General features: G+C 37.6%; 11 protein-coding genes. 4 read left to right on the top strand and 7 right to left on the bottom strand.

Annotation, left to right across the window (positions count from 1 at the left end):
• The 4 genes from SVZ03_05400 to SVZ03_05385 all read right to left on the bottom strand — a co-directional run.
• On the bottom strand, positions 1–301 hold a 301-nt coding region (locus SVZ03_05400), incomplete at its 3' end, for a hypothetical protein (protein ID MDY6933645.1).
• A gap of 108 nt (positions 302–409) precedes the next feature.
• Complete coding sequence (locus tag SVZ03_05395; protein MDY6933644.1) at positions 410–2,050, bottom strand: hypothetical protein; 1,641 nt, start codon at positions 2,048–2,050, stop codon at positions 410–412.
• A 181-nt stretch (positions 2,051–2,231) separates the two neighbouring features.
• A complete protein-coding gene (locus SVZ03_05390; GenBank protein MDY6933643.1) occupies positions 2,232–2,567 on the bottom strand; it encodes an endonuclease domain-containing protein in 336 nt (111 codons plus the stop codon).
• A 213-nt stretch (positions 2,568–2,780) separates the two neighbouring features.
• On the bottom strand, positions 2,781–3,719 hold the full coding sequence (locus SVZ03_05385) for a CsgG/HfaB family protein (GenBank protein MDY6933642.1): 939 nt from the start codon (positions 3,717–3,719) through the stop codon (positions 2,781–2,783).
• Positions 3,720–4,201: 482 nt separating this feature from the next.
• Here SVZ03_05385 and SVZ03_05380 point away from each other — a divergent pair, with 482 nt between their 5' ends.
• Positions 4,202–6,091, top strand: coding sequence for a fibronectin type III domain-containing protein (locus SVZ03_05380; GenBank protein MDY6933641.1), 1,890 nt, complete (start codon positions 4,202–4,204; stop codon positions 6,089–6,091).
• Positions 6,092–6,172: 81 nt separating this feature from the next.
• On the opposite strand, the gene SVZ03_05375 is transcribed toward SVZ03_05380, so the two are convergent.
• Together SVZ03_05375 and dut are read right to left on the bottom strand one after the other, a co-directional pair.
• The gene (locus SVZ03_05375; GenBank protein ID MDY6933640.1) at positions 6,173–7,849 is read right to left on the bottom strand and encodes a ribonuclease J; all 1,677 of its coding nucleotides are present in this window, start codon (positions 7,847–7,849) and stop codon (positions 6,173–6,175) included.
• Positions 7,846–8,280, bottom strand: a complete 435-nt coding sequence (gene dut, locus SVZ03_05370; GenBank protein ID MDY6933639.1) for a dUTP diphosphatase — start codon at positions 8,278–8,280, stop codon at positions 7,846–7,848. Before dut ends, SVZ03_05375 begins: the two co-directional genes overlap by 4 nt.
• Positions 8,281–8,532: 252 nt before the next feature.
• Between dut and SVZ03_05365 the strand changes: the two genes are divergently transcribed.
• From SVZ03_05365 to SVZ03_05355, 3 genes are all read left to right on the top strand, one after another.
• The gene (locus tag SVZ03_05365; protein ID MDY6933638.1) at positions 8,533–9,165 is read left to right on the top strand and encodes a metallophosphoesterase family protein; all 633 of its coding nucleotides are present in this window, start codon (positions 8,533–8,535) and stop codon (positions 9,163–9,165) included.
• Between the two features lie 370 nt (positions 9,166–9,535).
• A complete protein-coding gene (locus tag SVZ03_05360) occupies positions 9,536–10,810 on the top strand; it encodes a hypothetical protein (GenBank protein ID MDY6933637.1) in 1,275 nt (424 codons plus the stop codon).
• Positions 10,811–10,852: 42 nt separating this feature from the next.
• Positions 10,853–12,043, top strand: a complete 1,191-nt coding sequence (locus SVZ03_05355) for a tetratricopeptide repeat protein (protein ID MDY6933636.1) — start codon at positions 10,853–10,855, stop codon at positions 12,041–12,043.
• A 38-nt stretch (positions 12,044–12,081) separates the two neighbouring features.
• Here the strand turns inward: SVZ03_05355 and SVZ03_05350 are convergent, their stop codons facing one another.
• The gene (locus SVZ03_05350; GenBank protein MDY6933635.1) at positions 12,082–12,606 is read right to left on the bottom strand and encodes a DUF4416 family protein; all 525 of its coding nucleotides are present in this window, start codon (positions 12,604–12,606) and stop codon (positions 12,082–12,084) included.
• Positions 12,607–12,743: the final 137 nt, after the last annotated feature.

Below are 12,743 nucleotides of genomic sequence, written 5' to 3'. Positions count from 1 at the left end.
CGTTTGCCTCTGCATCAAAAACTGTAGTGATATTATTTGATAATGAGCGGACTAGCTTGTATTGAAGCAGGGATTGTGCAGTCTCAAGATCAGAGGCCTTTGTCCAGTTGACTGTGAGAGAAGTTGAGAAAATATCAGTAAAGGTGATGACTCCGCTGAAGCCTGGCGTAGGATATTCTGGCACATAGTTATCCCCTGCACAGTCGTTTATGTTATCCCTCTCAATCTGGAAATAGCATGTTGTGATTATACATGCCATCGCAAGCAAAACTAGAGTTATGATATTTCTTGATTTTTTCATTTGAGATATTCTCCTTGTTTGGATTGCTTGATCTTTATCACTTATTCATCATTGTTTGATTATTACTCATTTCGTAATAGAGCAAGTATCTGTCAATAATTCGTAAAACTACTTATACACCTCAAAAATATAAGCAGCTCCCTGATCATTGTTTGGTTCAATATCAACCGTCATAGCGCCTACGACAATAGTAAAAGAAAGATCACTAGATGCTATAGATAACCTATGACCAAAATAATCATCTTGTTCGCTGTCAGCGCCAAAAGCAGTTATTTTTGCATTTTCAGTGGCATCTTCCCAACCAGAATTTGTCTTGAGAAATATATAAGCAGAACCTGTATTATTATTTGAGGAAGTTGGTGCGCCAATAACAACACCAGATCCATCAGACAGTATGGATGTGCTGGAGCCAAAGCGATCATTTATTCCTGCATCAGAGGCGGTTAGTTTTGCTGATTCTATATCACCTGTTGAACCGTTCCATGTAATCCATGATCCCCATCCCCCTGATGGTTCTTCAAATATATATGCAGAGCCCACATCAGTTTGTCCGGCAAGATCATCATCAAGATACGCACCTGCCACAACTGTAGATCCGTCATCTGATACGGATACACTATATCCAAGTTTATCTCCTTGAGGATATACACCGCTCTCACTATCAGAGGCAGTTAATTTTGCTGATTCTCTATCTCCTGTTGTTCCATTCCAGGTAGTCCATGATGCCCATCCCCCTGATGGTTCTTCAAATATATATGCAGAACCCTGAGAAGTCTTACCATCTACAATAGCCATAGGAGCTCCTGCGGAAATAATTTCACCATCAGAAGATATTGACACTGTCCATCCAAAACGACTGCCTGATGCTCCTATGACACCATCAGAGGAGTAGAGTCTTGCTGATTCCTTATCTCCAGATGTTCCATTCCAGGTAGTCCATGCTACCCAACCAGCAGAGGGTCTTTCAAAGACATATATTGGTCTTTTAGTACTTGTTTGCTCCATAATGCCGATTACAATTGTTGAACCGTCAGATGATATTGAAAGACCAGTATAGGCAAACCGATCGCCAATTTCACCATCAGACGGGATGAGCTTGGCTGCATAGCCAGTAACATCCCCCCAGCCTCCTTCTGGTTTTACGAAAACATATGCTGAGCCATGATCATCTTTTCCTTCAACATCATCACCATTAGCTCCCACAACAATTGTAGAGCCATCACTTGATATCTCACATGCTCCAAACCAATCATCAGCTTCACCATCTGAAGCAATAAGCCTTTTTACTTCCTCTGGTATTGGATTCAGTATCAGAAAGGAGCTTGTATATGCAGACGTATTGCCATACTCATCCTTTACCAGTATGTTGAAATAATATTCCATGCCCATAGTCAATCCAGTTACATTAATTGAAGTTGTATCCGCTGTCCAGTCCATCACTAGTGTGCCGTTTGCCTCTGCATCAGAAACTGTAGTGATATTATTTGATAATGAGCGGACTAGCTTGTATTGAAGCAGGGATTGTGCAGTCTCAAGATCAGAGGCCTTTGTCCAGTTGACTGTGAGAGAAGTTGAAAAAATATCAGTAAAGGTGATGACTCCGCTGAAGCCTGGTGTGGGATATTCTGGCACATAGTTATCCCCTGCCCAGTCGTTTATGTTATCCCTCTCCATCTGGAAATAGCATGTTGTGATTATACATGCCATCGCAAGTAAAGCTCCAATTAAGATATACCTTGATTTTTTCATTGCGATATTCTCCTTGTTTTGATTGTGTTGTTATAAGTTGTAAAGATGTTGAAGCAGAGAAACAGTACCCTGCTTTATTTACACATTCATTCTAGTAAATCTGATTAACATAGTTAGATGTTTATACTTCTGAAATCTAACTTTCGCCCCTCCCTTGATGGGAGGGGATGGGGAAGGGTGATTAAGAGCAATATTTTGATATCTCTAATAAAACACCCTCAATATTTTTAAATACCTCATTATTCCAAAATCTTAATACTCTAAATCCTTGAGATTCAAGCCATCTATCTCTTTCATTATCTTTATCCTTTTCAACAAGATGATGTCCGCCATCTAATTCAATTACTATCCTCTTGCTGAAACATACAAAATCGACAATATATCTTCCAATAGGTTGTTGTCTTCTGAATTTCAAATCATTGAATTGTTTTGCTCTTAAATGCTTCCATACTAATTTTTCAGCTTCTGTTGAATTTTTTCTTAAATCTTTTGCTAATAGTGTTAAATTATTACTCATTTCAACTCACCCCACCCTACCCCCCCCATTTAATGGGGAGGGGATGAAGAAGCTTAAAAAATTAAGTTAAATAATATTATATATGTACAAAATTACTGTGACTAAATTCATCGATTTCTGCCCGACGATGAGATCCCTATAGGTTTTCATCATTCAAATCTCTTCCCCTATGTGCCTCTGTGCCTTTGCAGCTTTGTGCCTTTCTTATACCCCTTAATATCGCAATGATACACCTAAATTTACAGAATGATTGCCAGATGCAGGAATATTCTCAGAGTTTGTAAAAGCAATATCCAGCTTAATCCTGTTTTCTGCGCTATCAACACTCTTATCTGTTTCAAAGTCTGGCTTGGAGAAGAAGAGAACATCCACCCAGTTGGCAATATATACCAGAGCGGCAAGACTTACTGCGCCTGCTGCCAAGTATCCTGCTTTTTCAGCATCGTCATACTTTTTATCGAATGTGTCCTTTGAGGCGCCTCTGGACAGATCATCGTAATCGCTCTGTTTGGAGCTGTAATTCATCAATCCATATACAGCAAAACCGACTGTTGCGACAAATCCTCCCATAAATGCGTATCCTTTAGTATCCTGGCCCACGAAAAGCTGTCCCCAGCCGGGCACGCTGGATCTTGCATAATAACCAAGGGGAGTTATTGGAGTGATTATCTCTTTGTCACCAGATACAATCCTCCTGGCAAGGTCCTTTGCAAGGACTGATGCGGCATCAGCAACATCGTCCAGAGACCCGCTCTCCTGTTTTGCTGAAAAGAGCGATGCTCCTGATTCAACATTGATATATCTTGCTGTAATTATTATTGACTTGCCTATTGAATTAACCTCGCCAACAACGATTCTTCTTGCTGATAAGATCTTTCCAAATTCAACTGCGCAGTCAGCATCAGTACACCCTGTCATCTGCAGAGCCTGTTCATCCAAAATAGCCTTCATCTGCGATCTCTCAACAACAGTAAAGTTGCCGATGTTCACGAATTCTGATCTGATTATATTTGAAACAGCGAAGGATATCCTATTGTCAACACCCTTAGCAGTCAAATCAAGAACAGCCACAGTTAGCTTCTCTGCTGAATACAATGGAAGCGAGATGATAAATGAAATCATCATTAATAATGCAAATATAATTTTCTTCATGTTACCCCCTGAATAACGCCCTAAATTTTAGACAATTTATGTATTTATTGATCCTGATGTAAATAACTAAATTTAGAAATAAAAAATTCCTCATGAAACTTCTATATGCATAAATTTTTCTTGACATTACAACTACAGTGATTTATATTTAACGATTTTTCATTATATCCAATATGATATAATCATTACAAATAAAACATAATTTAAAAACAAAGGGCTCGATGTTAGTGTTACCTATCATGAGCATAATCAAGAGTGGTTATGCGCAAGGATAACCGATTGAGCGAGGCAGATTAATAAATAGTTGATAACATAAATAATTAAGACCTCCAATCATGGATTATTGCTTTATGCCCATCTTGGAGGCTGGGGATTGGGATTATTGAAAATTGAAATCAGATTCCAAGCTATTTTATTAGTTTAGGTTGATCCTGTTCGATTCTCCCAATCCATAAAATTTAAAATATTTTATGGGGGTTGAAATGAATAAATCAATAAATGAAAATTTAGCATATAGTACTTTGATTTGGAAATTGTTATTAATTATTATAGTTATCTCCTTTTTCATGATATTTGGATGTAATAATGTCAATCCATCTAATCCCACACCTATACCACCCACAAATCTCCAGGTATCGGTAATCTCCTGTAGCCAGATAGATCTGAGTTGGGAGGACAACTCGGACAATGAGGATGGTTTTAAAATCGAGAGGGCGCCGGATTATAACGGCACTCCAGGTGGCTATGGGGAGATCGCTGGAGTTGCCAGGGACGAAACCTCCTTCAATGACTGTGGCCTGGATGCTGGCACAAGTTATTATTATAGAATTAAAGCCTTTAGCAGTCTTGGTGATTCAGGATATTCTAATGAAGTGAAGGATGCTACTAAGACCCCAGGAAGCGATTTTGACCAACCAACGGATATTGAAAAGAGATATGGCGACACCGATACCAGCATTATACAGAATTTTCCCCCCTTGGATGACATTATCAATAAACCTGCGCCGGATCTACCAGTTTATGGACTATATACATGGTATTCAAGCTGGGGAGATTGGTATCATCGATATGATGATATAAATGATGTTGGCTGGAAATCGGTTCGTGTTGGTGGATTTCATCATGCAATGGATCCTGATACATTAGAGATAGATGATGCACTTGATGAAACAATGGTCGGATTATTAGAAAACGGCAATTATGAACCGATATATACGCTAAAGAGTAAAAAAACAAGGGCAGATTATGGGGATGGCGAGGAACCTGATTTCTTCAATATAGAGGATGATCAAGCTTTTATTGATGGCTATGTAGATGTTCTTGATGTAATGATGAATAGATATGGGCCAGGCGGAACATTTTTTGATGAATATCCAGAATTGCCATACAGACCAATTCTGCATTGGGAGATCTGGAATGAGCCGAATCTTCATTATCTATTAAGCGGGGAATACTGGGATGGCCTTGATAAGGAGGGTAAAGCAGATCTATATGCAAGATTGCTGATTGGAGCTTATAATCATATCAGATCAAATTCTGCTTGGGATGATGTTAAGGTTGTAGCGCCCGGAGTATGTGGAGTGAGTGCAGCAAATGCTGATAATGATGGAGAGGGTTGGAGGAAATCATTTGTTCAGTCAGTGCATGAAAATTTAGTAGAGCATGGTGGCCATGCAAATTACTATGATATTCTTTCTACTCATCCATACACCCATGATGTGGCACCGGATACTGAGCATCTGCTTTCAAGTTACAGCTATTCCCCTCCAAATTCCCATTCAGAGATTAGGGAAAGTATGGAGGATTTTGGAAATGGGGATAAACCTGTCTGGTATACAGAAGTTGGCTGGCATCGTGATGTGGGTCATTATGACGCGGATGAACATGAATCTGTTACAGAAAGATTGCAGGCTGCATATGTATCTAGATTATATTTAATTGCAATGCGGCTAGGTGTTGAAAGGGCACATATCATGTTCGTAAGTGATTCAGATACCTTTAATGGCGGTTTTTTTAATAATGACGATCGTTCATGGTGGGAACAAACTTATGCTGTAAATAATATGATTAACCTTATGCCAAATCCAAAATTAATCGGTGCAGTAAATGATGGAGGTTATGGAGAAAACGATCTTCCTGATTCCTATGGATATTATGCTTATACATTTGATCCTGATACAACTGTTACAGGAGAACCTTCAGTTATTGTTGCATGGAATGTTGAGGGTCCGATTACAGTGGAAATACCCTGCGAATCAGGAGAATATAGAGTCTTTGATATGCTGGGAGGCGATGAGAAGGCAATCACAACCTCATCGCAACTTAGGGTTAATATTGGCCCCTGCCCAATATATATTGTAAGGGTAGAATGATAAAAGGATTTGAAATAGTTGATCGATCCTAACTGGTTCTTCTCAATCAATTAAAGATGAGAGCAGTATAATTTGGATATATTATATTCCCTCTGAATGTTCATCTTCAATAATCCGAAGTTCAACCAGGGGGCTCCTGCTGGTTAATCTGAACACCTGATTGATTACACTATTTTTCATGAGGCAGGGCATCTTATCAACCTCAACACCCTCGTAAAGGAGTATTTCAAGTTCTTCTTTTACACACATGCCTATTATCTCTAGAATATCCTGTTTGTTGTATCCTGAAAATCCCTTTGCCACAACCATGGGGTCCATCTTGAGCTTATTATGTGATAATAACACTGTTATAAAAATGACTCCATCCCTTGCCATCACCTGCCGATCCTTAATAATCCCACTCTCAATGTCTCCAGTCTCTGTTCCATCAACATATATTCTTCGTAAATCCAGCTCCCCAACCTTCTTAAGACCCTTCCCGGAAAGCTCCAAAATATGTCCATTCTCTGCTATGATTATTTTAGAGGGTTTTATCTTAAGTGATTCCGCTATTTTTGCATAGGCCTTAAGATGACGATATTCACCATGAATTGGCATAATGTATTCTGGCTTAGTGAGGGAAATCATCAATTTCAGCTCTTCTTCAAATGCATGTCCAGAAACATGTATATCCTCTCCAGGCTCATAATATACATCCGCTCCCATCCTGAGTATAGAATTTATCACATCATTGACCATCATCTCATTACCGGGTATTACTGAAGCAGAGATTACTACAGTGTCACCCTCACCTATGCGAAAATGTTTATGATTCCCATTTGACATCTTGCTGAGAGCAGACATAGGCTCGCCCTGGGTTCCGGTGCATAACACTACAAGTTTTTTACCTGGAAGGCTGTATGCCTCCTTAATGTCTATAATTAAACCCTCTTTATATGATAAATACCCAAGTTTATAGGCGATTTCAATGTTCTTCTGCATAGATATTCCTGAAAGGATAACCTTTCGATTATACCTATAGGCAGCATTCAATACCTGTTGTATTCGATGTATATTAGAAGCAAAGGAGGCTACAAATATTCTTCCCTTTGAGAGTGAAAATATATCAATCAGTTTTTCACTTAGAATACTCTCAGAACTCGTATGTCCTCTTCTCTCTGAATTAGTGCTATCAGATAAAAGAAGCGACACACCCTTCTCACCATATTTTGCAAATTGATAAATATCTGTGACCAATCCGTCCACTGGGGAATAGTCTATCTTGAAATCCCCCGAATGGATTATTACTCCAATGTCCGTCTCAATTGCCAATCCCACACAATCTGCTATGGAATGATTTACCCTGATAAACTCTATTAAGAAGTTGCCAATACTGATACGGTCGCGTGGAGAAATTTCAATAAGTGTAGGCTCATCCTTAGGGGGTCTCTCCTCCAATCTGCTCATGACAAGGCCAAGTGTAAGCTTTGTAGCATATATTGGAACACAAATCTCCTGTAGCAAAAATGGAATTGCCCCAATATGATCCTCATGTCCATGGGTTATAACTATTCCTTTAACCCTATGCCTATTTTCTTTTACATATGAAAAATCAGGTATTAAAAAATCGATACCAGGAATATCATCCCTTGAAAACATTATCCCTGCATCCACAATGAGTATATCATCCATATACTCAAAAACTGTCATGTTATTACCAATAGCCCCCAAACCACCGAGAGGGATTATCCTTATGCTCTTATTATTCCCTTGTTTCATATTCCAGTGTGTCCGAATCCTCCTTCATCCCTTTCTGTTATGCTGATTTGGTCTACCTCAATAAAATTTCCTCTATAAAATCGCGAAAAGACCATCTGCGCGATTCTCATGCCATCCTCCACAACGAAAAAAGTTTTGCCAAAATTAGCAATAATTAATTTTACTTCACCCCTATAATCAGAATCGATTGTCCCAGGTGTATTCAATAGAGTTATGCCATGCTTCAACGCCAGACCACTCCTCGGTCGAACCTGCGCCTCATAGCCTTCTGGAAGTTCAATATATATACCGGTTGGGATTAGAGCAATCTTGCCTGGAGCTATGCTAATAGGGGATTTGAGAGATGCAAAAATATCAGCTCCTGAAGAACCTCTGCTCTTATATTCAGGCATCCTGGCCGAAGGGGTGAGTCGAATTTTAACATGAATCATAACATATAGTAATGGAGGGTATCAATCCTACATGTTCAATTTATATACTATCAAGCCTATATGTCAATGATTATTATTTATCACTATACAGCTATACCTATATATCTTTGCAAATTTAAGGATTGTAGTATATAATTTCATATAATAGACAAGAAGTATTATCCTGTCTTTATAAAATTATTGACTAATAATTCTAAGGGATAACAAATCAGTAAGAGTATCATACTTAGGATAGTAGTATACAAATACGCTATGTCATCGATTAACATTGAGAAAGGAATAATTGGCCTCATCGCTGATAGTCACAGCAAGTACTCGCTAATGACCAGGGCAATAGATATCCTTTTAGACTTGGGGGCAGAGGAACTCATTCATCTGGGTGATATCTGTGATTCACTTATGCCAGAAAAGATGGATACCGCTGTAGAGATCCTCAATAAATATAAAATCAAAGCGGTTAAGGGGAATAATGAGTGCTCTATAATATCCGAATATCTGGTAAATCACCCTAATACTCATGAAGATTCTAGTATATCATTCTTAAAAAAATTACCCTACACTATTACCCTGAGTAATATCTGTTTTACACACTCTACCCCTCAAGACTGGCCAGCAGCGACACGTCAACCAATTGCCAACTACCTTCCCATTATAAAAGGCAATAATCCCCCATTCAATATCATTTTCAGGGGACACTCGCATAAAACGTCGGTGATTGAGATAAAGAATGATTCTATAAAAAATTTAGTATTAGAACCCTCCCAAAGGATTCAACTCCAAGAGGATAGGATTTATGTAATTACTGTTGGCGCAGTGGAGGATGGAATCTGCGCATTATATAATAATGAAAATAATGAATTATGTTTTATCAATTTTCTTGTTTAATCCATCCACACTTTAACCATCGAGCAACTAGTTGAATGGGTAAAATCTCATTTAATGCAAATTTAGTTAATTTGCATGATCAAATACCTAGAAGGATTTTTGTTCCCTTTCAGATCTTACCCCTTTTTAAAAATTTTAATAATTAAGATTGATTTTAATGTAATAGGATCTCACTTTGTAGCATAATTACCAGATAGGATATTCCACCCATCCCTTATCCACCATGATGAATGGAATTTGCTCAATTTCAATTCTGTATAATTAATAAAATCTTTTAGCAATGAAACTTGACAAGGGTAATCGATTTGGGAATATTTCCATAATATGATGATATCTAAATCCTTTCACAACTACTTCGGAGGAGCCCTGAATGAAAATCATTAACCTATTACCGTATACCATTATTATAGCGCTGATCACAATACAGGTAAATGCACAGGAGGAGGGAATAAAACGGTTCACCTTTGGGAATAATCAATGGATTTCACTCCACTTCCTCTTACAGGCACAGGGCAAATTTACAGAGGTTTATCAGGAAGGATTAGAGACCCCCAGCGATAGCTCTCTGGAGAAGAGTTTTTTCTTGAGACGATCACGGATCATCCTAAATGGAGAGATTACAAAAAATGTTGCCTTCTTTATGGAAACTAATGATATAAATGCTGGTAAAAACAGTGATGATATATATGAGAATTCAGATGATGGGTCCAATAATCTATTCACTCAGAGCGCATTTATAAACTATAGGATCAGCGATGGGCTGCAGATTGACCTTGGGCTTATGCTTTTACCCTTTATGCATCACAACAGGCAGTCCGAGGTTAGCCCACTGGGTATTGACTTAATTTCAGCAGTAGTCCCCCTCAATGGCTACTCTAGTGTTTGGCGAGACACAGGGCTTGAGATAAGGGGTTTATTGTTTGAAAACCCCATAGGCAAAAAGGGATTCATAGATTATAGAATAGGTGTATGGCAGGGGAAGTCAAAGGAATTGATAGAAGTGACAGATGATACAGGCATCGTGGTTGATGAATATAATAAAAACCCAGACGATCATCTCAGGTATACTGGAAGGGTGCAATTTAATTTGATGGATCCGGAGACAGGTTTCTTCTATAGCGGAAATTATCTTGGGAAGAGAAAAATATTCTCTTTTGGATTCGGCCTGGATTCACAACAAGATGTTTGTAGACATGATAATAGACTGAAAAATTATTTAGCCTGGACGGTTGATCTCACAATAGACTATGGAGCAAGGGATAGTAGTATTTTCACACTCCAGGCAGCCTATGTGAAAGTTAAAAACAATCCTGTTATGAGTGATTATCGCCTCTTTTCATCATCAGAAAGTGAAATATATGATCGTGGTTTTATCAATCAGGAAATATACCTAATCCAGACAGGACTTATCATAGCAAAAGGAATTCAACCGGTAATAAAATACTATAGGAAGGTTGAGGAGAGAGCTATAATACAGAATAATAAGATCCAAGACCGAGAATCTTCTCATATTATAGGAGGGATCAACTACTTTTTAAATGGACATAACACAAATATCAAGAGTGAATTTGCATATCCCATGGGCGATCACAATAAGGGTTCGGGCAATAAATATGGATTAATTCAGTTACAGATCTTTATTTAGGATCGGTATTTAATCAAATCTCAACAAATAGGATAACGGGTTATGAGTTGTTTTTTTCAAACAGCAGGCATCTTCACTTTCCTCTTTTATACCTCAATTATATGTTATGGAATCTCCAATTCGGAAAAGAGAAGGGTTGATACAAATAAAAAAAAGCTGATTCAACAATCAAATAATGAAAAGGGGATAAAGCAAAATAATATAGAGGATGATCATATCTATGGGAAAAAAGCAATAGCAATAAAGGAAGACAAAGTGGCAGAAGAAGATGAGAGTGAATACATTATTACAGATATGGATTCAAATCTCCTTTTTGAGTATGAGAAAAATAAAAGCTATGCAACAATTAAAAAACACCTTTTGAATAATAAATATAATGTTATTGAAGGCATACTTCAGAATTTTTCAAAAAAATATCCCAAGGCAAAGGATAGAGAATATTATTACTACTGGGCTGTGGTGTATGAGAGCAAGGGTGAATATCTCATTGCAATTGAGCACTATTTAAAGGCGATTGAATTATATCCAGCCTATTCTAAAGCCAGAAACAACCTGGGAAGCCTGTACTGCAGGCTGCATAAATATCATCTTGCAAAAGAACATTTAATTAAGGCCCTGAATGCAAATCCATATAATCCATTTATTCACTACAATTTAGGCAATTTATACTATAAGACAGAAGAATATGACCTGTCAATCACCTATATGCTGAATTCTATTAAGTACAAGGCAAACTTTGGCAGCGCATATCACAAACTCGGTATTATCATGTATAAACAGAATAAATATTCTCAAGCTATTGATTACCTAAAACAATCACTCATATTTAATCAAAACTCTCATTCAACTTACTTCTTTATCGGACTTTCCTATTTAGAGATGAAAAAGATGAGCCTAGCCACTAAAAATCTGAAGAAAGCGCTGATGATAAAAAACAATTTTTTCGAAGCAGCTACTCAATTGGGCAGGATATATCAATCACATGGTGAGTATGAAAATGCCCTCTCATTTTATCAGAAAGCTGAATTGAAAAATCCCGAGAACACAGACCTAAAAATATGGATATCCCAGTGCTTAAAGGAACTGAGAAGATATAACGAGGCGATTGATACAATCAAGAAGCTTATTAAGGATGATCCGAACAATGAGACCCTGAAGAAATATCTACGCAGCATTGAGAAGAGAAAGTTAGCTGATATTCGATATGAAACAGATGATTATTACAAATATTAGGTGATAAAAATCAGTTGGATCATCATTTAGGAAGCATATTAGCCCTCTTTTATCTGTTTACGATATAGCTTCCTCATATTATAAAAAAAATCAAGATACTCATGTTTCCTATAATCAGGGTATGTCCATTCCCAGGGTTGAAAATTTTTCCCAACATATTTATACTCATTTTCTAGATAGACCCCCCTTCCGATATACACCCTATGAAAGAAATCTTTACAAGTTGCAAGATAGACATTTGAAAGCGTCAGATAGCCAGGATCAATATTGACCCTTCTCTTCTCATTCCCGGATATCTTCTTTTCGAGCTTATTGGCCAAAAGCTTTATTACAACAATATCTTCCCTCTTAAACAGCCTGTGAAATGAAAAGAACACCTTGAACAGATTTGAGCCCATATATGAATAATATTCAGTATGTGAAAATGGTATTTTCTTGGTTTTATAATCGATCTTACCAAATTTTTTCTCAATGATCCTCTCGGCTTGATTCAAAACATCATCTGAGTTTGCAATAACACCAATAAATAGTTTTGCCTTTATGGGTATAACAGGTTTAGCCATCTTCTTTCCCAAGATCAATCTATTTGAATAGAACATCATTATTACAAAATGTTCCTTTTGTCAATTTAGATAATGATTCTACACTATTATAACTAAAACATCTGAGATTCATTGCTCAGTTAATCCGGCAGCAACAT

The sequence above is a fragment of the Spirochaetota bacterium genome (assembly GCA_034190085.1).
Lineage (GTDB): Bacteria > Spirochaetota > UBA4802 > UBA4802 > JAFGDQ01 > JAXHTS01.
This window is presented reverse-complemented; position numbering and strand designations above follow the sequence as displayed.

Coding starts and splice junctions, on each gene's coding strand:
- SVZ03_05395 (MDY6933644.1), bottom strand. CDS start 2,050: ATGAAAAAATCAAGGTATATCTTAATTGGAGCTTTACTTGCGATGGCA.
- SVZ03_05390 (MDY6933643.1), bottom strand. CDS start 2,567: ATGAGTAATAATTTAACACTATTAGCAAAAGATTTAAGAAAAAATTCA.
- SVZ03_05385 (MDY6933642.1), bottom strand. CDS start 3,719: ATGAAGAAAATTATATTTGCATTATTAATGATGATTTCATTTATCATC.
- SVZ03_05380 (MDY6933641.1), top strand. CDS start 4,202: ATGAATAAATCAATAAATGAAAATTTAGCATATAGTACTTTGATTTGG.
- SVZ03_05375 (MDY6933640.1), bottom strand. CDS start 7,849: ATGAAACAAGGGAATAATAAGAGCATAAGGATAATCCCTCTCGGTGGT.
- dut (MDY6933639.1), bottom strand. CDS start 8,280: ATGATTCATGTTAAAATTCGACTCACCCCTTCGGCCAGGATGCCTGAA.
- SVZ03_05365 (MDY6933638.1), top strand. CDS start 8,533: ATGTCATCGATTAACATTGAGAAAGGAATAATTGGCCTCATCGCTGAT.
- SVZ03_05360 (MDY6933637.1), top strand. CDS start 9,536: ATGAAAATCATTAACCTATTACCGTATACCATTATTATAGCGCTGATC.
- SVZ03_05355 (MDY6933636.1), top strand. CDS start 10,853: ATGAGTTGTTTTTTTCAAACAGCAGGCATCTTCACTTTCCTCTTTTAT.
- SVZ03_05350 (MDY6933635.1), bottom strand. CDS start 12,606: ATGGCTAAACCTGTTATACCCATAAAGGCAAAACTATTTATTGGTGTT.